We start from the raw sequence: 21,636 nt of genomic DNA on the forward strand, positions 1-21,636 counted from the left end.
GCGCAGGCTATCGCGTCCGATCCTGGAGTAGCATTCGAGTTGCGAAATACGGCGCTCGCAGATTCAGAAGCGGCAGGCGGCGTAGCCGATGCAGGAACGGAACGGGTGGAGGATCTGTCGAGATGAAAAAAATCGTTTTGCTGTTGAAGGTGGTCAAGAACGATCTTCGGGTGCTCTGGTATGCGCTGAGGCACCCGGACCGTCCGGTATGGCTGATGCCCGCATTCGCTCTTGTGGCGTTGTACGCGATCGATCCTTTCAATTTTGCTGTTCCATTCGTCGGGATTGTGGACGACGGTGTGCTGGTCCCGATGGCATTGCATTTGATGGTCCGCTTTCTACCAACCGAATTGCAACGTCTACGTCGTCGATGAGATCCCACGCGGATAACTGGATCGTCGAGAGCATGGATGTGCCGGCGCTAAAGAAATTACATGGACCACAAGACATTGCTCGCAGCATACAAAGATGCGTTAGCGACTCACCGCTGGGAGGCAGTCGCACCGTTGATTCACGAAGACGCGTGTTTCATTTTCAGTGAAGGGACTTACTTCGGAAAGGCGGAAATCGAAGGTGCCATCAGAGCGACCTTCGATCTCATACAGGGCGAGCGCTACGTTATTAAGGATCTCGTTTGGACTTATGTCCACGACGACAGCGCTGCCTGCACATATGGCTTCGAGTGGAGTGGACTGATCGAGGGCCAGCCAGCCTCGGGAACGGGCCGAGGCACTACGGTCGTCGTACGTGTCGGAGATGGGTGGCAAATCATTCAGGAGCACCTTGGACCGTCTGCAACCCGGCCGTCTCACGATGTCTGACCAAAGCGGCAGTCAATCTGCATTGCGTCAAGTTGCAGTGTCGAGGCTTCTCTTCGGCGCAACGATTGCGATGTTTCTCTCGGGGCTCGGCACATCGGCGGCCGCACCACAGATCGTTCTGTTTCTGGTGAAGGAACTCGGCGCCTCGCTGCCGCTGGCGGGACTTTATTACATGACCAGCCTTGCGGCGCCAGTCACGGGGTATCTCGTCGGCCGTTATTCCGATCGAACCGGGAATCGCCTCGGTCTTTTTCGCCTGTGTGCTGTGGCGGGCTTTCTGGGCTGGGCGGGGTTAGCCCTCTCCACTTCGGTCTGGATGCCCTTCGTCATCGCCATTGCTTTGCTGGCCGTTTCCGGTGCTACCGCCTCGCAAATTTTTGCGGCCGTTCACGATGAACTCACTGATAAGCCCGGCGACGAAAATGAGAGTGTCGTTGCCGTCGTCCGTATGGCGCTTACCGGCGGATGGATCGTCGGGCCTGTCCTGGGATCGTGGGTGGCGGCTGCCTACGGCCTGCGCCCCATGCTCTGGATGACCGCCATCTGTACGCTGTTACAGATCGTACCTCTCGGAACGCTGAATCCACCCGTCAAGCTCAAACCGGAGCCGGCGAGTGAGCCCGCGCGGCACTCCAGCCTACGTGCCATGCTTCCACTGCTGACGTTCACAGGACTCTTCGTGTTGGTCTACGCGGGGGAGCCAGTGAAGTACGGATTCCTGCTGATTTACATGGAAGAGCACCTCAAGCTGAGTCCGGCGGTACGGGGCGCGGTCATCGGAATACAGCCGTTCATCGAACTGCTGATCATGCCCTTCAGCATCGGCCTGGGCCGCAAGCTTGGCAACGTGTGGCTGATGTGTATCGCGGCCGCCATGGCGGTGCTTGCCAATTTTTGCTTTGCGCTCTGGCCGTCTGCAGCGGGCATGTTCGCCGGACAGATCCTCATGGGCGGTGTCTGGGGCATATTTATGGTTCTGGGCATCATCGTCGCGCAACGCCTGCTTCCCAGCGCGGTAGCGACGGCGTCGGCAATCTTCATGAGTTCGACGGCTCTCGCCTCGGCGTTAGGAGGCGTCGCGGGCGGTTTCGGAGTGGCATTCCTGGGTATTCCTAATGTCTTCCTGCTGCCAGCGCTCTTCGCCGGCATTGCCGTTATCGGACTGGCATTGATGGCACGCACTGAAAGCTTCAAGGTGTATTGATTTCGACGAGTCTCTTCGCGCGCCTTTCCCTGGTCGGAGAAGCCGCTGAATCTGAAAGGCAACATGAAACGACTGTTCCTCACCGCGCTCGCAGCCGCCTCCTTCGCGACTTGTGTTCATGCGCAAAGCAACGCGTCCGGCCCACTTGTTACACCCTCAGGCGAACTGCAATTTGAGCGCGTCGATCGCGGTTTCGTGGCAACCGTCGACAACGGCATTTTCGATCGCTTCGGCGCGAATACGCTCACGCATTTCGATGACATCGGCGGCGCAAATGACGCCGTCGCGCGAATGCTTGTGCAGACCGATTCCGGGCCGGTGCTGTACGACTTTCGCCACCATCCGCCACTGGTGGAGCGCCTGACCATGCGCATGATGGTTAAGCGCGTTTTCTGGCAAGGCGACGAAGTCGTGATGCAAGGCCCACAAGGCTGGTTTCGATTCAAGCAAGGAGTGCTGACGAAGCTGCAGTCTTCGACGACGACGTACCACTGATCACGCACACAGATCGAATCACCCGTTCACGAGAAGTTGAAGGTCTGCTTTAGGCGAGGGGATGCCAACACGTAGAATCGCGCCTTTTCTGACGTGAGATCAATCCGTGGACGTGGATGAGTGAACGGTAGGGAGGTCGCGGAAGTACGACCGTAACGCATCTACAGCGGCCCGTACCTTGGCGGGCTGGCCGTCCTTGCGCGGTGTCACGAGTGTCACAGGGAGTGCCGGAAACGTCCACTTCGGCAGAACATGCACCAGACTGTGGTGCTTGAGCGAGTTGAGTACCTCGATATACGAAAGGCGCGCTATCCCGAGCCCCTCCTCACACATCTGTTGAATCGCAGGTTGCGTCGTACTGACGACGCGCACGCCAACGTGCACCGTCTGTTTCATCCGCCTCTCGCCAAAGAGCGTCACCGGTATGACCGGCGTTGCACCATCCGAAGAGTCGACGGACCGGGCGGCGTCGACCTGCCGCTCAAGGGCTATCCATTGATGGTCGCTTAAGTCCTGTGGACTGTCAGGCGTGCCGTTGCGGGCCAGATAGGCCGGAGAGGCACACATGATGGTTTCGAGGTCGCATAGCTTCTGGGCGGTCCACCCGGAGTCGGCCATGGTGCCTATCCGGATGGCGAGATCGACTCGCGCATCGATCAGATCGACCATCTCGTCGCTCACCAGCAGGCGCAGGCGTAGTTGCGGCCAGGTGGAAAGGACCGACGCCAGCGCTGGTGCGATCCGAGGTCCAAGGCCCAGTGGCGCGGCAATACGTAACTCTCCGGTTGGCGCATCCCGAGCCTGCGTTAATGAATCGGTTGCGGCCTTCCACGACGCCATCAGTTGCAGGCAATGGAAATAGCACTGTTTGCCGTCTTCGGTGAGTGTCAGTTTGCGCGTGGAACGATGCAGCAAGGTGACCGCAGACTGCCGTTCCAGCGCCTTGATTGTCTGGCTTACCGCAGAAGGCGTCATCCCCAGCCGCTTCGCCGCTGCACTCATCGAGCCGCGTGAGACCGTCTCCGCGAAGACCACCAACTGACGTAGATCTTGCATTTTGTAGCTCAGCTTAAAAGATATCGTAGTCTGCGCTGTATTTTAAAGTCGAAAATTGACCGGTAGCATAACTCCTCATGCTTATATCGTGGGAGGGATCATGAAAGTTGCGTTGATTGGCTCGTCCGGCTTCGTCGGCAAGCATCTGCAGAAGGAATTGCTTCACCGTGGGCATGAGGTCACGGTGATGGTTCGAAAGACTGGGGGCGTTGCGCCACAACCGGGCCTCAATGTCGTGACCGGCGACGCCTATTCGCCGGAGTCGGTCGCAAACGCCGTGCGCGATCACGATGCCGTCGTGTCGGCTTTCAACCCGGGCTGGAACGACCCGGAACTATTCGATAACTTCCTCCGTGGGAGCGAAGCGATTGTTCGCGGAGTAGAAGCCAGCGGCGTGCGGCGTCTTGTGGTCATCGGTGGCGCGGGTAGCCTTTTTGTTGCACCGGGCGTCCAGCTTGTCGACACCGATTCCTTCATCGCACATGTCCCGCCGAACATCGTACCTGGCGCGAGGGCGGCTCGGGACGCGTTGAATTCGATGCGCAGCAACACGACTCTGGACTGGACATTTGTGAGCCCGCCAGCATTCCTCGAAGAGGGCGAGCGGACCGGTACCTACCGTCTTGGCGAAGAGCAACTGCTGATGGATGGCGACAAACCGGCCGGTATTTCGGTAGCCGATCTCGCCGTGGCGGTCGTCGACGAGCTTGAAACGCCTCGTCATATCAAGGCGCGATTCACAGCTGCGCGCAAGGCGGCCGGCTAACCGCGTCAAGACCGCTTCGGCGATGCGCCCATGTCGTCGCGGTACTGCCGGATGTCCTGTGGCGCGAGGCCGTAAGCACGCCGAAACGCTCTGGTGAAGTCCGACGCGCTCCGAAAGCCGTGAGCATAGGCGATGTCCTGCACTGGGACGCCCGGCCATGCGACGAGCTCGTCGGCGGCGGCGCGCAGGCGCACATGCCGGATATAGGCGCCAAGCCCTCCTTCGTGCTCAAAGAGGCGATAGACCGCGCGTCGTGAGAGGCCGAGCGACTCCACGACGCCATCGGGCGAAAGATCGCCGTCGTGCAGATTCCGATGCACGTAGCGGCGTGCCTGGTCGAACGCCATTGCCCGGGCGAGCGCGGGCTTGCCGCCCTTCAGCCCCGCCTGCTCGCCGAACGCATCCGCGATCAGCAGCACGATCTCGCACAGGATCCGGTGAGCATCCCAAGGCGCCATGTGGCGGACGTGAGCAGCAAACGACAGGACGCGGCCCGCGAGATAACGCACCACGGGCACGTGTGGCGAGAGTGTGCGTCCGTGCAGGACCGATGGGTCTGGGAACACATTACATAGCAGCGTGCCCGGCAGAAAAATCGTGACGTGCCGGCAGGGCGCGCGCTTGAACTGCACGGGCTGGTTGAGATCGACGGCGAAGATGCCGCCCTCGAGCGCCGTGCCTGTGCGTTTGCCGGGGTATATGAGCTCGTTGCCGGGCGCAGTGTCGAAAAACACGTGGAAGACGATGCTGCGCGCGTTGTCCTGGGAGATGCGCGCGATCGTCCGGTCTTGCGTGATGCGGTCGGTGTGGCAGTCGGCGAACAGGAATTCGCCCACGGCGTAGCGGTCGATCCAGCCGCGAAACGGCTGCCTGCGTTCGTCGCGCGTCGTCAGGAGGTTGACCACCCCAATCATACGGTCGCACCACGCCAGCAACTGCTGCTGGACGGGCAACGCGCAAACGTCAAAACGCTGGTGCGCGATTTCGAGTCGCTGGGCCGGATCCAGGACGATGGGCAGATCCTGGAAGTGTGTCTTGACGGCGGGCATGGCGAGGATTTGGTAGATCAGATGGTCTGGCAGGGCGGTTCTGCGGTGAGCCGGCCGAACGTCACCTGGACGCCGCGCCCGTTGGCATAGACCACTGGCGGTCTCCCGGGGCTCCGAGCGATTTTACAACTCGTAGCCTCGACCTGTTGAATTCACCTCGGCAGGTGTTCCCTCCTCAAAGGCCACCTACGATAAATCGCACGGTGCCCTTGATCGCGACATTCGACTTCTTCGGTTTTATCGTCGACAATCCTGTCGCAGAAATTGGTGCGCCGGTCATTTGCGATAGCAACAGTGCCGATTGGCAAACTTACACATCAATCCTTTCATCGACATCGCAAATGCAATTACAGGCGGCATCGGAGAGTCCCAATGCGTGGGTCGAACGGGTTGTAAGCGGTCTTCTTTCTGGCAACGATGAACGAAGCCGTATCGGCTCCGCGTTCCGCCTCCTTGCCGCGTTTGGAATCAAACAGGCATGGGTCTGCCTCTTTGGCGGTCTTATGGTCGCGCTGTTGGTCGGCAGTCATTTCTGGTATCCAGCGGATGCGGCGCTCCCTCGGTACGATGCGCTCACAATTGCAGCCGTTCTGATTCAGGTGCTTCTTATCGCATTCCGCCTTGAAGAGTGGGACGAAGTTGTCGTAATCCTGCTCTTCCACATCGCCGGAACAGGTATGGAGCTGTTCAAGACGGCTGTCGGATCGTGGATATATCCCGAGTTCGCGTACCTAAGGATTGGCGGTGTGCCGTTGTTCACCGGCTTTATGTATGCATCCGTTGGGAGCTATATCGCCCGGGCATGCAGGGGATTCGACCTGCGATTCTCCCATCATCCTTCGCTGGCGGTGACGGGCGCGTTATCGGTCGGGATCTATGTCAACTTCTTTGCCCACCACTATCTGCCGGACGTTCGATACCTGTTGATGGCATGCGTCGCGATTGCCTTTCGCCGCTGTACCGTGTTCTTTCTGATTGGTCGAAGCTACCACCGGATGCCGCTATTGCTCGGTTTCGTGCTTATCGCCACGTTCATCTGGCTGGCAGAAAACATCGGCACGTTCAGTCACGCTTGGTTGTATCCAAGCCAGATGCATGGGTGGGCGATGGTGTCCGTGGGAAAACTGGGTTCATGGTTCATGCTGACCATCATGAGTTACGTGATGGTGACATTGATCAATCGCCCCCGGAAGCTGTGATGGAGCTGGATTTTCTGGTGCGAAAGATCATGACAAGATTCAACGAGCAGAAGGCGATGGCGCCTCCCTGGAAAAAAACAAGACTGACAAACAGGTTTATTATTTTTTTAATGGGTATGGAAAATAGTCCATGTATCGTTCGTCGCAGAGTGCCGGCAATTAGCGGCTGAGCCTCTCCGCCAACAAAGACGAGTTCTACATCCAATTCGTTGGCAAGATATTTTACCTTGCCGCTTCCAATTATTGTTATATGAGTCATGTCACTATTCTGATTGAACAATCCAAATGGTGAGTCTCCATTTGGAAACCGGGCGATGAAAGTTCCACCGTCTTTCAGTATTCTTTTTGCTTCTCTCAGAAAGGTCAGAAGATTTTCCTGGCTAACATGTTCGAGAACGTCGAAAGCCACTACCAGATCGAAAGTATTGTCTGGAAATGCGCTCAGATCGGCTGTGCAGATGCAATCAAAATTGAGGCGCCTTGCGGCTTCGACCAGATCCTTGTTGATTTCTGTGCCGACGATATCCCATTGCTTTTTTCTGGCGTAGGTGAGAAAGCTGCCGTTACCAAAGCCAATCTCCAGCGCGCGTATCTTTCTGTCGGTTTTAATATTCGCTTTTTTTATTTCCGCATCGAAGTAGCAGCTTTCTGATTTTCCCAATCTGCCAAAGTTGCTGACTTCCCAATTTTTCCATTCGCGGTATGATTTTCCATACTCCGCACCGGGTTTTCCGCTGGATGAGGGAAGTGCATTATCGGGCATAACTCTTCTCCTGTGCGATGTCCCCGAGTTGCTAGCGTTTATGCCTTGTTCGGTGACTTTCGATGCTTCGGGTTTTCGAGCGAATCGGAGCATCTGTCGGAAAGATGCCTGTTTGCCGCCTGAGCCAGCTGGAGAAAATGGGCGATTTCGTATTATAGTTGCGCCAACTCTGTCCGCTGCGGACAGAGTCGCGCTCTTTTACGCCGCCAAAATTACCTGCCCCGGCGCTATTAAAAGATCGACTGTCCGGTAAGTGTGGTTAGCCATTCCAGTGACTTCACCCCCGCCAACGAATTCCCATTGCTATCCAGCCCTGGCGACCAGACGCAAACCGCCATTTCGCCCGGCAGCACGGCGACAATTCCTCCACCAACCCCGCTCTTGGCCGGCAGTCCCACGCGATAGACAAAATCCCCCGCCGCATCATAGGTACCGCAGGTCAACATCAGCGCCGACAATCGTTTGGCCGAACTGCTGTCAAGAATCCGCTCCCCGGTCGCCGGCACAACGCCGCCATTGCTTAGAAACAGCGCCGCCTTCGCCAACTCGACGCAACTCATCGAGATCGCGCATTGCCGGCAATATGCATCCACCACCGAGTGGACCGGCATTTCCATGTTGCCAAAGCTGGCCATGAAATGCGCCATAGCCTGGTTCCGATCGGCGTTTTGCAGCTCCGATTGCGCGACGCGCAAATCGTAGTCGATCGTCACTTCGCCGGTCAGCCGCCGCATGAACTCCACCAGCGCGGTTTCCGCCTGCACGAACCGTCGGCACAGCACATCGGTGACCACCAGCGCGCCAGCGTTGATAAACGGATTGCGCGGCTTGCCTTGCTCCGCTTCGAGTTGCACCAGCGAATTGAACGGCGTCCCTGACGGCTCGCGCCCAACGCGCTGCCACAGTGCATCGCCGAGCAGCCGAAACGCCATCGTGCAGGCGAATAGCTTGGAGATACTCTGGATGGAAAAGCGGGTGTCGGCCTCGCCGGTCCGGAACACCTCACCGGCGTTCGTGACAATGGCCATGCCGAAGCTGTTGGCTGGAACCCTGGCCAGCTCGGGAATATAGTCGGCAACGCGACCGGTACCCAGGTAGGGCTGCAGATCGTGGTGGATCTGTTCGAGGATGCCTTGGTAGTTCATAAGCGAGGGCGAGCGTGGACGCCGGGATTTTACTGGCAAGCCGTTGCAAATGGTAAATCGGCCGCCATGCCCACTACTTGTCCATGCCCAACGCGCCCAACGCGCCCAACGCGCCCAACGCGCCCAACGCGCTCAACGCGCTCAACACACCCCAGCGCCCGCGCTCAGTGTGCCCCAGCCGCACCCGGACCGCCGCCGCCCTTGGCAGGCCGGGTAATCCAGATCAGCGGAATGATCAAAATAAAAATGATCGCGGAGATAAAGAAAATATCGTTCAGCCCCATCATGGCCGCCTGCGTATTCACAGTGAAATCGAACAGGGCGTTCGACGATTGCGTATTCAGATGCAGCAGCGACTGGGTCGAGTTGATCTGCTGGTTGAATAGCGGATTATCGATGGTGGCCTGCTCCGTCAACCTGGCATGGTGAAGCACGGTGCGATTATTCCACTCATTGCCCGCGATCGACGTACCCACCGCGCCACAAAACACCCGCGCAAAGTTCGACAGACCCGCTGCCGCCGGAATCTTCTGAGGCGGTTGTCCGGACAGAATGATTGCCGTCAGCGGCACGAAGAACAATGCCATCGGAATGCCTTGCAGCAGCGTCGGCAGCACCAGATGCCACGTGTCGATCTCAATCACGTATTTTGAGCGCATGTAAAACACGATCGCAAAGCCGATAAAGGCGAGCGTCGCGATAATGCGCGCGTCCGAGCGCGGCAGCACACGGCCCATCACCGGCGCGAGAAGCACCGCGAATATGCCGAGCGGCGCGGTCACAAGACCGGCGTCCACTGACCGGTAGTTCAGATACTCCTGCATCCATTGCGGCAGCAGCACGAGGTTGCCGAAGAACACGCCATAAGCCACGGAGATCGCAATCGTCCCGCCCAGGAAGTTGCGCTGCGTGAACAGACGCAGATCGACGATCGGGTTTTCTTCGGTGAGCTCCCACACGAGGAAGAACGCAAAGCTGATCAGCGCCGTGATGCCGAGAATGACGATCACCGGCGACGAGAACCAGTCGAGGTCTTTGCCCTTGTCGAGCATCACCTGCAGCGAAGCGACCCAGGTGATCAGCAGGCCGAGCCCCACCACGTCGATAGGCGGTTTGCGGGTGGGCGTTTCGCGGGTGCGGTATATCATCCACGTGACCCCGGCCGCGAAAATGCCCACCGGGATATTGATGTAGAAAATCCACGACCAGCTATAGCTATCCGTGATCCAGCCGCCGAGCGCCGGTCCGGCAATCGGGCCGACCGTCGCGGTCATGGCCCACAGGGCGAGCGCTGTCGACGACTTCTCCTTCGGATACGAGCCGAGCAGAATGGCCTGCGACAGCGGAATCAGCGGACCAGCCACCGCGCCTTGCAAGACCCGCGCGAGCAACAGGATGGGCAACGTGGGTGCGATGCCGCACAGCCACGACGACAGCACGAACATCAGAATTGCGCCGACGAACAGCTTGACCTGGCCGATGCGCTGCGTGAGCCAGCCGGTCAGCGGAATCGACACCGCGTTGGCGGCGGCGAACACAGTAATGACCCAGGTGCCTTCGTCCACCGAGACGCCCAGGTTACCTGAAATGGTCGGAATGGCGACGTTCGCGATCGACGTGTCGAGCACGTTCATGAAAGTGGCGAGCGCAACGGCGATTGTCGCGAGTACGAGCTGGCCGCCTTTAAGCGGCGGTGGAGGCGGCGGCGGGGCCGATGCGGGCGCAGGTGCGGGCTGGCTCAATCGATTCTCCGGAGCGGTGTCTTAAGCGATGCGGGATGCGGGATGCCGGCTTGCTGGACGGCAGGCGGCTCACCGCTGGCCCAATGGCTGTCAAAAGCATACCTGCATTCCTCAAGTAGGGTTGTCGACGTGCACAGCGCATGCTGGCCAGGGCTCGCCAAAGGCGGCAAAAAAAATCACGAAAGCGTATGCTCGCGGCTGTGATTTGCCCGGCGTCGCGCAAACGGCGTCGGGTCGTTCGTTGATGTGCATCGAAGCAAAAGACAGAAAGCAAAGGGAGTCTGATATGGCCTGGGAAGAATTCGAACATGGCTGGCGCCTCGCGCCTGCCGTCCCGCCGGCTGATGCGCCGGCTCGCGCGCTGGTGGTTCTGCTGCATGGCGTCGGCAGCAACGCGCAAGACCTCCTTCCGCTCGCCGATAGCTGGAGCGAGACATTTCCCGATGTCGCCTTTACGTCGCTCGACGGCAGTGAACGCTTCGACGGCGGCTTTGGTGGCCGGCAATGGTTCAGCCTGCGCGACGTAAACGAAGCTAACCGCATTGGCCGCGTGGCGGATGCCTACCCGCCGCTACGGCGCATGCTCGAAAGCGAGTTGCAGTATTGGCAGCTTCCTTTCGAGAAGCTTGCGCTGGTGGGTTTCTCGCAAGGCTCGATGATGGCGCTTCATCACGCGGCGACGAGCGACGACGCGCCCGCTGCCGTCGTAGCGTATTCAGGACGCCTTGCTTCCCGCATCACCACGCAGGCGCGCACGCCGCTGACGCTGGTGCACGGAGTCGAAGATGCGGTGATCCCGGTCCTCGAACTCGAGCGCGCGGCCCATGCGTTCAGCGATGCCGGTTATGCGGTCGGCGCATTTGCGTTGCCCGGCATTGGTCATACGATTTCGGGCGAAGGATTGGTACTGGGACGCGATGCGCTCGTCCGTGCACTGGGAGCAAAGGCCCCTTGAAACAGGCCGAAACTCGGTCCGAAATGAAATGGAAAATAAAGTAAGCCTAAAGAATTTGTTCTACTTGCCGTTAATGGTTCAATAGCGCGAAAATCACGCGCGCTGCATAAAGATCTTGCTGCACCCGCGGGGGTGTTGGGTGGGCTTGGTGCGGTACAACGGGGATTCATCGCAGCGCCCGCAAGGGCGATAACGACAAACGCAGAGCCTTCATATGGCCAGACCGAAGCCGCATCATCCACTGTTCAGGGGACTGTTCCGTCACACCGTGGCGGTCGACCTCGGCACGGCCAATACCCTGATCTACACCGACGACGGCGGCATCGTCCTCAATCAGCCGTCGGTGGTGTGCTTCCAGAAGCAGCCCGAAGCCGGCCAGAAGCGGGTGGCGGCAGTGGGCGCCCAGGCCAGACAACTGCTCGGCCGCGCGCCCAACAATCTCGAGACGGTGCGGCCGATGCGCCACGGCGTGATCGCCAACTTTTCCGCCGCGGAACACATGATTCGCCAGTTCGTGGAGATGGCCCGGCCCAGACCGCTGTTCGGCCGCCGTGCTGCATTCACGATCTGCGTACCGGCCGGGGCAACCCAGGTCGAGCGTCGCGCCATTAAGGAAGCCGCCGTGGCGGCGGGGGCCTGGAAAGTGAGCCTGATCGGCGAATCGCTGGCTTCGGCGGTCGGCGCGGGCTTGCCGGTATCGTCGGCAACCGGTTCGATGGTGGTCGATATCGGCGGCGGCACGACGGAAGTCGGGGTGATCGCGCTTGGCGGCATGGCCTATAACGGCTCGGTTCGCGTCGGCGGCGACCAGTTCGACGTGGCTATCATCAACTACGTTCGCTCGCTGTATGGGGTGCTGCTTGGCGAGCAGACCGCGGAACACGTGAAAAAGACCATTGGCTCTGCCATGCGCGACGTGCCGATGGAGCGCATGAATGCCACCGGACGCAGCGTCGACGACGGCCTGCCGCGCACGGTCGAACTGAACAACCACGATATCGCCGATGCCATCGAAGGGCCGTTGCGCCAGGTGATCGGCGCCGTGAAAACGGCGCTCGAATGCGCGCCGGCCGAACTGGTAACCGATATCGCCAGCTCGGGCATCGTACTGACCGGCGGCGGCGCGCTGCTCGCCAACCTGGGACGTCGTCTGACCGCCGAACTCGGACTCGGCGTGCGCATCGCCGATGAACCGCTGACATGCGCGGTGCGCGGTGCGGGGACGGCAGCGGAAGCCGGCCTGCTGGACGAACTCGTCTACGAATAACGCGTGACGGGCAATATCGAGCTCTCCAATGGCTTGCGCATGCCCTACGTCGAAGCAGGCGAGGGCGAACTGCTGCTGTTCGTGCACGGCTCGCTGTGCGACTACCGCTACTGGCAGCCACAACTCGACGGACTGGCGAAGCATTACCGCTGCGTAGCGGTGAGCCTCACTCATTACTGGCCGGTGACGGATACGCCGGCCGACATGCCGTTCAGCTGGAGCAATCACGCAGACGAACTGGCCGAATTCATCGAGCGCCTGGGCTCTGGGCCGGCACATGTCGTGGGGCATTCGCGCGGCGGCTGCGTGGTGTTTCATTTTGCGCGGCGCCACGCGCAGCATGCGCGCACGGTGACGCTCGCCGACCCGGGCGGGCCGTTGCAGATTGCAGGGCGGCCTGTTGCGAGCCTGCCGGAAACGGTCAATGCATTGCGGGCGCGGGCCGCTCAGTTGATCGAAGAAGGCAATGTGGACGCGGGCCTGCAACTGTTCGTCGATTCGGTGAGCCGTCCTGGCTTCTGGGCGAAAAGCACGCTGGCATTCCGCACGATGGCGATCGACAACGCCCACACCCTGGCGCGCCAGTTCCGCGATCCGCTGCCGGCCTATACGCCGGAAGATGCCGCGCAGGTTCGCTGCCCCGTGCTATTGATCGACGGGGAGAAGAGTCCCGAGATGTTCAGACGCACCGCCACTGCGCTCGCATCGTGGTTGCCGGATGCGCGGCGCGAGACGGTGCGCGGCGCATCGCACGGGATGAATCTGGCGCACCCTGCTGCGTTCAATCGCTATATCGACGAATTTATCCGCAGCGTGGGCGGCCACGCCTCACAGCGCTGAACCGGCTGATTCAGCCAGCCAGTTCAGCTAATCCAGCATTAAGCCTTGCGATGCGCGTCAGCGTCGAGCGCGCGCTCGGCTGCTTCGCCGACCAGACCGTGATAGTACAGATGCACGCCGATCGCGAGCGAGTCGTTGCGGATTTCCTGGAAGGCTTTCCACGCCTTGACCGGTTCCTTGAACACCAGGTAGTGCGCTTCATTGGCCACCAGTCCGGCGACCTTATGCAGGCCGTGGCTATTGAGCCTGGAAACGAGTTCGTCGAGGCTGCTGTGCGTGCGCGCGTCGGTACGCGGATAAAGCATATGCAGCACGGCGACGTTTTGCGTCTTCAGTGCTGCGGACAACGCCACCACGATGTCCTGATGGTTCAGCGCGGTAACGATGCTGTCTTCGGTGTGGTTGAGATCCGGAAACAGCGTTTCGAGCGATGCGTTCATCTGGTAATCCTGTTCTTCAGACTGGATAAAAAGGCCCGCCGCGAACGGCGGGCCAAAGACAGCGATGTGTTTTGCAGGGGAAGCAACACACGCAACGAGTATCTCAGACGGCGCGCGCTTCTGCTGCTTAGGCAGAGCAAAACATTGTTGCAATAACTACGCTATCTTTCAGTTGGCTGGCTGAGTCTAGCTGGCCAATATTCGTAGGAATGAATTGGATTTAATACGATTCGCAACGAATGTTGCTTAGGTCGAGATGGATTGTTGTGGCCAATCGCCGCAATTAATGGACGAGGTAGCCGTAAAATGCAAAGCCTGAGCCGGCTTTAGAACCTTCGTAGTCCGGCACGAGTGCGATGTGATAGCAAAAAAGGAACACGTAGATGAACGACTCTAAGACACACGCAACGCTGAAGTTTTCCGACAGCGACCAGACCGTCGATTTTCCGATCTACAAGGGCACGCTGGGCCCGGACGTAATCGACATCCGCAAACTGTACAGCCAGACCGGCAAGTTCACGTATGACCCCGGCTTTATGTCGACGGCGGCGTGCAACTCGGCGATCACTTATATCGACGGCGACAAAGGCGAGTTGCTGTACCGCGGCTACCCGATCGATAACCTTGCGGAGAATGCGGACTTTCTCGAAACCTGCTACCTGCTGCTGAACGGCGAACTGCCGAACGCAGCGCAGAAGGAAGAGTTCGTCGAGACCGTCACGAAGCACACGATGGTGCACGAGCAGATGCACTTCTTCTTCCGCGGCTTCCGTCGCGACGCGCATCCGATGGCGATTCTGGTGGCCGCTGTCGGCGCACTGTCCGCGTTCTATCACGACTCGCTCGACATCAACAATCCGCAGCATCGTGAGGTGTCGGCGATTCGCATGATCGCCAAGCTGCCGACGCTGGTGGCGATGGCGTACAAATACACGGTTGGCCAGCCGTTCGTGTATCCGAAGAACGAGCTGTCGTATAGCGCGAATTTCATGCGCATGATGTTTGCGAACCCGGCAGAGGAGTACAAGGTCAACGACGTGCTGGTGCGCGCACTCGATCGCATCCTGATCCTGCATGCCGATCACGAACAGAATGCGTCCACGTCGACGGTGCGTCTGGCCGGCTCGTCGGGTGCGAATCCGTTTGCGTGTATCGCAGCCGGTATCGCCTGCCTGTGGGGCCCGGCACACGGTGGCGCGAACGAAGCCGCGCTGAACATGCTGGAAGAGATCGGCTCGGTCGACAACATTCCTGAGTTCATCAAGCAGGTGAAGGACAAGAACTCGGGCGTCAAGCTGATGGGCTTCGGTCACCGCGTGTACAAGAACTACGACCCGCGTGCCAAGCTGATGCGCGAAACCTGCCACGAAGTGCTGGAAGAACTGGGCCTGCACGACGACCCGCTGTTCAAGCTGGCCATGGCGCTGGAAAAGATCGCGCTGGAAGACGAGTACTTCGTGTCGCGCAAGCTGTACCCGAACGTCGATTTCTATTCGGGCATCGTGCAACGCGCGCTGGGTATTCCGACCGCGATGTTCACGTGTATTTTCTCGATGGCACGTACGGTGGGCTGGATTGCACAATGGAACGAAATGATTGCGGATCCGGAGCAGAAGATTGGCCGTCCGCGTCAATTGTTTGTCGGCTCCACGCCGCGTGAAGCCAAGCCGATCGCGCAGCGCTGATTGACCGCCGGCATGGCCTGAGTGCCGCCTGATTGCGGACGCTCTGCGGGCGTTGTCTCCAGATACGAGGCAACGCCCGCAGTCCGTTTACGGCAAAACTGCATGACGCGTGCCACCGCGCATATGCACCGGTCCGGCGCATCGTTCGTAGCGTTTTGTTACGCCTTCGAAATAGCTTACCGGCGTAAATCCACCACCTACCTGTGTTAAGTTCGTTCGACGGGCGCAGACCCTCTACAATCGGAACGAAGCCCATAGCACAGGAGCAAGCTGATGCAGCAACCCGAAGCCCTTGGCGGACTCTCAGGCGGCGTCGACCATGTCGAACACGAACCGGATGGCGCATTTATCCCGCCGGAAAACCTCAACGTCGCTAGCGCGAACCAGTTCGTGCTGAAGTCGGGCGACACCTTTATTGTCAACGACCCACTAGGCGATATTACCGGCCACGACGACGGCCTGTTCGTCAACGACACGCGGGTCCTCTCACAACTGCGGCTGACCTTCGGCGGGCGTGCACCGTCGCTGCTTTCAGGCAGTGTCAGCAGCGATAACACTGCGTTCACGGCGCACCTGACCAACCGGCCGTTGCCGCCTTTGGGCGGTGACAGCACGCCCGAGGGTGTGATCCACGTCGAGCGCGTGCGTGTACTGTCCGGCACGGTGCTCAACGAAGCGATCGAACTGACCAACTACGGCACGAAAGATGCCGTCGTGCCGCTTTCCATTTCGTTCGCCAGCGATTTCCGCGACATGTTTGAAGTGCGTGGTCTGAAACGCGACAAGCAGGGCAAGATCGAACCGGCGCGCGTCGAAAACGGCGAGGTGCTGCTCAGCTACGTCGGGCTCGACAATGTCGCACGCAACGTCGGCATTGCGTTTTCGCCGACTCCGGACAAGCTCTTTGCCAACCGCGCGGACTACACGGTGCAATTGCCGGCGCAAGCCTGCGTATCGATTTATCTCGCCGTCAATGTCGAGGTGGAGGCAGAGCAGGCCGCTACCAATGCCGACGTCGCAAAGTCCGTTCATTCGCTGAACGAGGCGCATCTCACGCAGATCGATGCAGCACGTCCGCGCGTCGGACGCGCTGCCGTGCGCGCGGCGCTGGTCGATGCCCACCTGGTCATGCGCGAGCGGCGCCGTGCGACGGCGCGCGTGCGTTCGAGCAATCCGCTGTTTAACGCGTGGATCGACCGCTCGCTTGCCGATCTCGGACTGCTCACCACCGATCTGGAAACCGGTCCTTACCCGTATGCCGGCATCCCCTGGTTTTCGACCCCGTTTGGCCGCGATGCGCTGATTACGTCGCTGCAAACGCTCTGGTTGCAGCCGGGACTGGCGCGTGGCGTCCTGCGCTTTCTTGCCGAGCATCAGGCGCGCGAGAATTCGGCGTTTCGCGACGCGGCGGTCGGCAAGATCATGCATGAGATGCGCAAGAGCGAAATGGCCGCCACCGGCGAAGTGCCGTTTGCGCTCTATTACGGCGGGGTCGACTCGACGCCCCTGTTTATCGTGCTGGCCGGTGCCTACGTGGCACGTACCAACGACCTGGGTCTGATCGACGAGTTGTGGCCGGCGCTGGTGCGCGCGGCCCAATGGGTCTCAGGCGTGTGCGACAAGAACCGCTTCGGCCTGCTCGACTATCAGCGCGAATCGGATGGCGGTCTTGCGAACCAGGGCTGGAAAGACAGTCACGATTCGGTCTTTCACGCAGATGGGCGCTTCCCTGACGGGCCGATTGCGCTGGTCGAGGTGCAAGCCTATGCGAGCGCAGCGTTCGACACCATGGCGCATTTCGCCAGGCTGCGCGGTCTGCTGGACGAGGCCGCCGGTTACAGCGAACGCGCGAAGGGCATTCGCCAATGCGTGGAAGAGAAGTACTGGATGGAGGAGTTCGGTTTCTACGGCATTGCACTGGACGGCCATGGTGAACTGTGCCGTGTGATGGCGTCGAATGCCGGCCATCTGCTCGCCTTCGGCTTGCCGTCACGCGAGCGCGGCGAGGCCGTGGTGCGCGGTCTGCAGTCGACGCTGTTCCACACTGGCTGGGGCGTGCGTACGCTCGCTGCAGGACAGGCCCGTTTCAATCCGATGGCGTATCACAACGGCTCGGTCTGGCCGCATGACAACGCGCTCTGCGCGCGCGGCGTGGCACGCTACGGCGGCAAGGCGACCGCGGTGAATCTGCTGCAGGCGCTGTTCCAGGCGGCGGTCAATTTCGACATGCGTCTGCCCGAACTCTTCTGCGGCTTCCCGCGCCGGCGCGGCGAGCCGCCCACTGCGTACCCGGTCGCGTGTCTGCCACAGGCATGGGCGGCCGGCTCGCCGTTCATGATGCTGGAAGCGTGCCTCGGTGTAACCGTGGATGCGGCGAAGCGCGAAGTCCTGATCGAACAGCCGATGCTGCCTGAAGGTATCGACTGGCTCGAAATCGGCGATATGCGTGTCGGCGATTCGAGCGTGACCATCACCTTCCGGCGCGTCGCGGGCAAGGTGGTCGCCTCGGCGGAACAGGGCGATGTGCGGGTCGTGGCATTGCTGTAAACGCGGGTCCTGGGTAGGTGGTGCATGCGGTGTTCCGGGTGGTAACATTTGTTGTCAACTTACTCCCTGGTCCATCGCATGCCCGACAGTTTCGACCAGCTCGCCGCCCTGATCCGGGCGCGCTTCTCTGAACTCAGTCCGCAATTCCAGATGGGAGCCGCGTTCCTGCTGGATCATCCCGACGAAGTCGCTGTTTCTTCCATGCGCAAGGTGGCCGAGCGGGCTCAGGTGCAACCCGCCTCGCTCGTGCGGCTGTCGCAGCAACTCGGTTTTCCCGGCTGGAACGAACTGCGCAATCTGTTCGTGGCGCGCGTGCGTACGCGGCCCGAGCCGCTCGCCAGCCGCGCCCGTTCACTCGTCAAGACCAATGCCAAAGATGCGTTGGCGCACGATCTGCTGGTGGCGCAACAACACAATCTCGATGTCACGGCCGCGCATAACACGCGTGTCACCGTTGAAACCGCGCGGTTGCTGCGTCGCGCGCCGCATGTGCACGTGGCGGGCTTTCGCTCCTGCTATGCGGTGGCATTTGGTCTGGTGTATGGGTATCGATTGTTCCGCTCGTCGGTGTCGTTGCTGACGGGCGAGGCCGGTACGCTGGAGATGCAGCTGCGCACCATCGAACGCGATAGTGCGACTGTCGTGATCAGCTTCGCACCTTATTCGGTGGAGGCAGCCCGCGTGGCCGAGGCGGCGCTCGAGAAGGGCAGCAAGCTGATTGCGATTACCGATAGCGCGGTGTCCCCGATCGCGCTGAACGCCGACAAGGTGCTGATTTTTTCACACGAAAGCCCTTCGTTTTTTCCTTCGCTCGTCGCGGCCACCGCCATTGCGGAATCGCTGGTCGCGCATCTGCTGGCGCTTGAAGGCGCCGACGCGGTCGAGCAACTTGAGATTGCCGAACGCTCGCTGCATGCGAAGGGCGCTTACGTGCCTTGAGGATGCGCGGAGCGGGGCTGCTGCTGACCTGCAACTCCGCCACATCCGCGCCTTTTACTCTGTTTTTTGTGCCGCTCGCTCCGTTCGATACATGCTCGACTATATTGACAACATATGTTGTTGAGAGGTATAAATTGGAATCGAGTGTTGAATCGACGTCATCGTGGCTGGAGGCGTCTTTTCAACGCGCCGCACCTGTGAGCGGGTCACTGCTGCATGTTGCGGCGCCACAGCAACCCGGGTTTAAGCGAGGCATAACCGTCAATGCAGGAATGGAGTCTCTTTCGTGTCACTGGGCAACCGGATGACATCGGCTACAGATTGGGCGAACTGGCGCGGCCGGTGATGGCGGCGTACATGCAGCAAAGCGCTGCGTGGAAGCAGGTGAGCCGGTGGCGTGGCCATCCATTCGTGGAAGCGCTACGGCGGGCAGCTGAAGCGTATTTCCCGGCGCTGGTTGCCGAGTTGGACGGTATGGCTGCGGGTCTGGCATGGCCCGTAGAAGATGTGTTTCTGTGGAACTGCCGCGGCGAACTGATCCACAACGCGCCAGACGGCTGCACGACGCTGGCAGCCGCGTCAGGCAATGCGCGTTTCATCGCGCACAACGAAGACGGCGATACGTATTTGCGCGAACGATGCTTTCTCGTAGACGTTCAGCCTGCCGGCAAGCCCGGCTTCATGAGTTTCTATTACCCCGGTTCATTGCCGGGACATACCTTTGCCGCCAGCCGCGCGGGCCTCGTGCAGGCCATCAACAATTTGCGCATCCGCGTACCGGCGGTGGGTGTGCCCCGCATGATCCTCGCGCGCGCCGTGCTTGATACACACTCGCTCGACGAGGCCGTTGCGCTGTTGCGCGATATGCCACGTGCGAGCGGCTTTCATCACACGCTAGGTTGTGTGGGCGACTCGCGTCTGGTGAGTGTTGAAGCAACGGCACGGCGTTGCTCGGTGGTTGCCGATACCTCTCGTTTCGGTCACGCGAATCATATGATTCACGACGGCTGTGATGGTGAAGGGCAAATCATCACCGAGTCCTCCCGCGACCGTCAGGCGCGTGTGAATGCATTGCTTTCGAGGCTTGGCGCACCAGTAACAGACGACGCACTGCTGCGCGTTCTAAGCGATCAGGAACCTTCGGGACTGCCCATTTATCGCGACGACCCACACGACCCCGACGACGAAAACACCTTGGCCACCGCGCTGTTTCGCATCGAAGCGGACGGTGTGGCGATGCAGGTCTATCGTCAGGGGCAACGTGCGTTCGATACGTTTATTCCACGGACGGCGCCTTCGAACGCCGCCTTCTGACCGCGATCAAGCGATAAGGATACCTATCATGTCCACCGTGTTTCACCGCGCACCGAAGCAGGTCTTGCCGGTCGCCGTAGCTGGCGATGGCATCGAGATTATCGACGCCGCCGGCAAACGATATATCGATGCGTGCGGCGGGGCCGCCGTTTCGTGCCTCGGTCATAGCAACCAGCGCGTGTTCGACGCCATCAGGCGTCAGTCCCAGCAATTGCCGTACGCGCACACGTCGTTCTTTACGACGCAGGTGGCGGAAGAACTCGCGGACCGGCTTGTGGCTAGCGCACCGTCCGGCCTGGATCATGTGTATTTTGTGTCGGGCGGCTCGGAGGCGATCGAAGCGGCGTTGAAGCTCGCGCGCCAGTACTTCGTCGAGAAGGGCGAGCCGCAGCGGCGTCATTTCATTGCGCGCCGCCAGAGCTATCATGGCAATACACTGGGGGCGCTGGCGATTGGCGGCAATGCATGGCGCCGCGAGCCGTTTCTGCCGATCCTGATCGAAGCGCATCATGTCAGCCCGTGCTATGCGTATCGCGAGCAGCGCGCTGACGAAACCGAAGAGGCCTTTGCGCAGCGATTGGCGGATGAGCTGGAACAGAAAATCCTCGAACTGGGCGCCGAGACGGTGGCCGCTTTTGTCGCGGAGACGGTGGTCGGCGCTACTACAGGCGCAGTGCCACCAGTGCGTGAATATTTCCGCAAGATTCGCGCTGTTTGCGATCGCTATGGAGTGCTGCTGATTCTCGACGAGATCATGTCGGGAATGGGGCGCACCGGGTATCTCTATGCCTGCGAAGAGGACGGTGTAGCGCCGGATCTGCTGACGATCGCGAAGGGTCTGGGAGCTGGCTATCAGCCGATCGGCGCAACGCTGGTCAGCAAGCGCATCTACGATACGATCGTCGGCGGCTCAGGCTTTTTCCAGCACGGTCATACGTATATTGGGCATGCAACCGCGTGTGCCGCCGCACTCGAAGTGCAGCGCGTGATCGCTGAGGACAATCTGCTATCGAACGTGCAGGCGCGTGGCGAACAGTTGCGTGCACAGCTTCGCGAGCACTACGCGCAGCATCCGCATATCGGCGATGTGCGCGGGCGCGGGTTGTTTGTGGGTGTCGAACTGGTGCAGGAGCGGGAGAGCAAGACACCATTCGACGCGAAGCTCAAACTGCATGCAGCGATCAAGCGCGAGGCTTTCGCGCGCGGGCTGATGGTATATCCGATGGGTGGCACAGTGGACGGCAAAAGTGGCGATCATGTGCTGCTGGCGCCGCCGTTTATCTGCACGGCGCAGGATATCGACAATATTGTGAGCCGTCTCACCGACGCGATTGACGGCGCGCTTCATTCAACCGACGTGCGCGCGGTGTCCTGAGAGTGGACCGCCGCTTCATTACTTGCGAGAGTTT

The 21,636-nt window shown here is 60.2% G+C and carries 21 protein-coding genes; 15 read left to right on the plus strand and 6 right to left on the minus strand.

The genetic code is table 11. The annotated features are described in order from the left end of the window. The first annotated feature begins 122 nt into the window (after positions 1-122). The 4 genes from P3T24_RS03395 (at position 123) to P3T24_RS03410 (ending at position 2,520) form a co-directional block, all read left to right on the plus strand. Positions 123-374 carry a YkvA family protein gene (locus P3T24_RS03395; RefSeq protein ID WP_074268714.1) on the plus strand — a complete coding sequence of 84 codons (252 nt, stop codon included), beginning with the start codon at positions 123-125 and terminating at the stop codon, positions 372-374. A 60-nt stretch (positions 375-434) separates the two neighbouring features. Next, on the plus strand, positions 435-821 hold the full coding sequence (locus P3T24_RS03400) for a YybH family protein (protein WP_074268713.1): 387 nt from the start codon (positions 435-437) through the stop codon (positions 819-821). Beyond that, positions 784-2,025: an MFS transporter gene (locus P3T24_RS03405; RefSeq protein ID WP_217272846.1), complete on the plus strand. Its 1,242-nt coding sequence runs from the start codon at positions 784-786 to the stop codon at positions 2,023-2,025. The genes P3T24_RS03400 and P3T24_RS03405 overlap by 38 nt, the downstream gene beginning before the upstream one ends. Before the next feature lie 63 nt (positions 2,026-2,088). Beyond that, complete coding sequence (locus P3T24_RS03410; protein ID WP_074268711.1) at positions 2,089-2,520, plus strand: hypothetical protein; 432 nt, start codon at positions 2,089-2,091, stop codon at positions 2,518-2,520. Positions 2,521-2,619: 99 nt separating this feature from the next. On the opposite strand, the gene P3T24_RS03415 is transcribed toward P3T24_RS03410, so the two are convergent. Then, on the minus strand, positions 2,620-3,576 hold the full coding sequence (locus P3T24_RS03415; RefSeq protein WP_074268710.1) for a LysR family transcriptional regulator: 957 nt from the start codon (positions 3,574-3,576) through the stop codon (positions 2,620-2,622). A 100-nt stretch (positions 3,577-3,676) separates the two neighbouring features. Here P3T24_RS03415 and P3T24_RS03420 point away from each other — a divergent pair, with 100 nt between their 5' ends. Then, positions 3,677-4,342: an NAD(P)-dependent oxidoreductase gene (locus P3T24_RS03420; RefSeq protein WP_429432429.1), complete on the plus strand. Its 666-nt coding sequence runs from the start codon at positions 3,677-3,679 to the stop codon at positions 4,340-4,342. 5 nt (positions 4,343-4,347) lie between these two features. Here P3T24_RS03420 and P3T24_RS03425 read toward each other — a convergent pair whose 3' ends face one another. Then, complete coding sequence (locus P3T24_RS03425; protein ID WP_429432432.1) at positions 4,348-5,178, minus strand: helix-turn-helix domain-containing protein; 831 nt, start codon at positions 5,176-5,178, stop codon at positions 4,348-4,350. On the opposite strand from P3T24_RS03425, the gene P3T24_RS03430 reads away from it, so the two are divergent. Next, positions 5,149-5,481 (plus strand): hypothetical protein, encoded by a 333-nt coding sequence (locus P3T24_RS03430; protein WP_429432435.1) that lies wholly within the window; start codon positions 5,149-5,151, stop codon positions 5,479-5,481. The two genes, P3T24_RS03425 and P3T24_RS03430, sit on opposite strands and share 30 nt — an antisense overlap. Before the next feature lie 251 nt (positions 5,482-5,732). Continuing rightward, positions 5,733-6,590: a DUF817 domain-containing protein gene (locus P3T24_RS03435; protein ID WP_429433235.1), complete on the plus strand. Its 858-nt coding sequence runs from the start codon at positions 5,733-5,735 to the stop codon at positions 6,588-6,590. Here P3T24_RS03435 and P3T24_RS03440 read toward each other — a convergent pair. The 3 genes from P3T24_RS03440 to P3T24_RS03450 all read right to left on the minus strand — a co-directional run bounded on the left by P3T24_RS03440 (position 6,568) and on the right by P3T24_RS03450 (position 10,240). Next, positions 6,568-7,353 (minus strand): class I SAM-dependent methyltransferase, encoded by a 786-nt coding sequence (locus P3T24_RS03440; protein WP_429432437.1) that lies wholly within the window; start codon positions 7,351-7,353, stop codon positions 6,568-6,570. The two genes, P3T24_RS03435 and P3T24_RS03440, sit on opposite strands and share 23 nt — an antisense overlap. A 230-nt stretch (positions 7,354-7,583) precedes the next feature. Beyond that, positions 7,584-8,498 (minus strand): glutaminase, encoded by a 915-nt coding sequence (locus P3T24_RS03445; protein WP_074268707.1) that lies wholly within the window; start codon positions 8,496-8,498, stop codon positions 7,584-7,586. Positions 8,499-8,662: 164 nt separating this feature from the next. Next, positions 8,663-10,240: a DHA2 family efflux MFS transporter permease subunit gene (locus P3T24_RS03450; RefSeq protein WP_429432440.1), complete on the minus strand. Its 1,578-nt coding sequence runs from the start codon at positions 10,238-10,240 to the stop codon at positions 8,663-8,665. Positions 10,241-10,526: 286 nt separating this feature from the next. On the opposite strand from P3T24_RS03450, the gene P3T24_RS03455 reads away from it, so the two are divergent. From P3T24_RS03455 to P3T24_RS03465, 3 genes are all read left to right on the plus strand, one after another. Next, positions 10,527-11,195, plus strand: a complete 669-nt coding sequence (locus P3T24_RS03455; protein ID WP_074268705.1) for an alpha/beta hydrolase — start codon at positions 10,527-10,529, stop codon at positions 11,193-11,195. A gap of 214 nt (positions 11,196-11,409) precedes the next feature. Then, the gene (locus tag P3T24_RS03460) at positions 11,410-12,462 is read left to right on the plus strand and encodes a rod shape-determining protein (protein ID WP_429410126.1); all 1,053 of its coding nucleotides are present in this window, start codon (positions 11,410-11,412) and stop codon (positions 12,460-12,462) included. A gap of 39 nt (positions 12,463-12,501) precedes the next feature. Further along, positions 12,502-13,302 carry an alpha/beta fold hydrolase gene (locus tag P3T24_RS03465; protein ID WP_429410372.1) on the plus strand — a complete coding sequence of 267 codons (801 nt, stop codon included), beginning with the start codon at positions 12,502-12,504 and terminating at the stop codon, positions 13,300-13,302. Positions 13,303-13,340: 38 nt separating this feature from the next. Here the strand turns inward: P3T24_RS03465 and P3T24_RS03470 are convergent, their stop codons facing one another. Then, on the minus strand, positions 13,341-13,742 hold the full coding sequence (locus P3T24_RS03470) for a hypothetical protein (protein ID WP_074268703.1): 402 nt from the start codon (positions 13,740-13,742) through the stop codon (positions 13,341-13,343). Between the two features lie 383 nt (positions 13,743-14,125). On the opposite strand from P3T24_RS03470, the gene gltA reads away from it, so the two are divergent. From gltA to P3T24_RS03495, 5 genes are all read left to right on the plus strand, one after another. Continuing rightward, on the plus strand, positions 14,126-15,427 hold the full coding sequence (gene gltA / locus P3T24_RS03475) for a citrate synthase (protein WP_074268702.1): 1,302 nt from the start codon (positions 14,126-14,128) through the stop codon (positions 15,425-15,427). 273 nt (positions 15,428-15,700) lie between these two features. Beyond that, a complete protein-coding gene (locus tag P3T24_RS03480) occupies positions 15,701-17,974 on the plus strand; it encodes an amylo-alpha-1,6-glucosidase (RefSeq protein ID WP_074268701.1) in 2,274 nt (757 codons plus the stop codon). 78 nt (positions 17,975-18,052) lie between these two features. Continuing rightward, positions 18,053-18,913: a MurR/RpiR family transcriptional regulator gene (locus tag P3T24_RS03485; RefSeq protein WP_074268700.1), complete on the plus strand. Its 861-nt coding sequence runs from the start codon at positions 18,053-18,055 to the stop codon at positions 18,911-18,913. 264 nt (positions 18,914-19,177) lie between these two features. Next, the gene (locus P3T24_RS03490; protein ID WP_429432443.1) at positions 19,178-20,227 is read left to right on the plus strand and encodes a C45 family autoproteolytic acyltransferase/hydolase; all 1,050 of its coding nucleotides are present in this window, start codon (positions 19,178-19,180) and stop codon (positions 20,225-20,227) included. Positions 20,228-20,255: 28 nt separating this feature from the next. Next, complete coding sequence (locus P3T24_RS03495) at positions 20,256-21,602, plus strand: aspartate aminotransferase family protein (protein WP_429432446.1); 1,347 nt, start codon at positions 20,256-20,258, stop codon at positions 21,600-21,602. Positions 21,603-21,636: the final 34 nt, after the last annotated feature.

Origin of the sequence: Paraburkholderia sp. GAS33, from assembly GCF_050436645.1 — a bacterium.
GTDB classification, from domain to species: domain Bacteria; phylum Pseudomonadota; class Gammaproteobacteria; order Burkholderiales; family Burkholderiaceae; genus Paraburkholderia; species Paraburkholderia phenazinium_B.

What these genes read in the sequence shown, in the direction of transcription:
- P3T24_RS03395 (WP_074268714.1), top strand. Translation starts at nt 123, where the DNA reads ATGAAAAAAATCGTTTTGCTGTTGAAGGTGGTCAAGAACGATCTTCGG.
- P3T24_RS03400 (WP_074268713.1), top strand. Translation starts at nt 435, where the DNA reads ATGGACCACAAGACATTGCTCGCAGCATACAAAGATGCGTTAGCGACT.
- P3T24_RS03410 (WP_074268711.1), top strand. Translation starts at nt 2,089, where the DNA reads ATGAAACGACTGTTCCTCACCGCGCTCGCAGCCGCCTCCTTCGCGACT.
- P3T24_RS03415 (WP_074268710.1), bottom strand. Translation starts at nt 3,576, where the DNA reads ATGCAAGATCTACGTCAGTTGGTGGTCTTCGCGGAGACGGTCTCACGC.
- P3T24_RS03420 (WP_429432429.1), top strand. Translation starts at nt 3,677, where the DNA reads ATGAAAGTTGCGTTGATTGGCTCGTCCGGCTTCGTCGGCAAGCATCTG.
- P3T24_RS03435 (WP_429433235.1), top strand. Translation starts at nt 5,733, where the DNA reads ATGCAATTACAGGCGGCATCGGAGAGTCCCAATGCGTGGGTCGAACGG.
- P3T24_RS03440 (WP_429432437.1), bottom strand. Translation starts at nt 7,353, where the DNA reads ATGCCCGATAATGCACTTCCCTCATCCAGCGGAAAACCCGGTGCGGAG.
- P3T24_RS03445 (WP_074268707.1), bottom strand. Translation starts at nt 8,498, where the DNA reads ATGAACTACCAAGGCATCCTCGAACAGATCCACCACGATCTGCAGCCC.
- P3T24_RS03455 (WP_074268705.1), top strand. Translation starts at nt 10,527, where the DNA reads ATGGCCTGGGAAGAATTCGAACATGGCTGGCGCCTCGCGCCTGCCGTC.
- P3T24_RS03460 (WP_429410126.1), top strand. Translation starts at nt 11,410, where the DNA reads ATGGCCAGACCGAAGCCGCATCATCCACTGTTCAGGGGACTGTTCCGT.
- P3T24_RS03465 (WP_429410372.1), top strand. Translation starts at nt 12,502, where the DNA reads ATGCCCTACGTCGAAGCAGGCGAGGGCGAACTGCTGCTGTTCGTGCAC.
- P3T24_RS03470 (WP_074268703.1), bottom strand. Translation starts at nt 13,742, where the DNA reads ATGAACGCATCGCTCGAAACGCTGTTTCCGGATCTCAACCACACCGAA.
- gltA (WP_074268702.1), top strand. Translation starts at nt 14,126, where the DNA reads ATGAACGACTCTAAGACACACGCAACGCTGAAGTTTTCCGACAGCGAC.
- P3T24_RS03480 (WP_074268701.1), top strand. Translation starts at nt 15,701, where the DNA reads ATGCAGCAACCCGAAGCCCTTGGCGGACTCTCAGGCGGCGTCGACCAT.
- P3T24_RS03485 (WP_074268700.1), top strand. Translation starts at nt 18,053, where the DNA reads ATGCCCGACAGTTTCGACCAGCTCGCCGCCCTGATCCGGGCGCGCTTC.
- P3T24_RS03490 (WP_429432443.1), top strand. Translation starts at nt 19,178, where the DNA reads ATGCAGGAATGGAGTCTCTTTCGTGTCACTGGGCAACCGGATGACATC.
- P3T24_RS03495 (WP_429432446.1), top strand. Translation starts at nt 20,256, where the DNA reads ATGTCCACCGTGTTTCACCGCGCACCGAAGCAGGTCTTGCCGGTCGCC.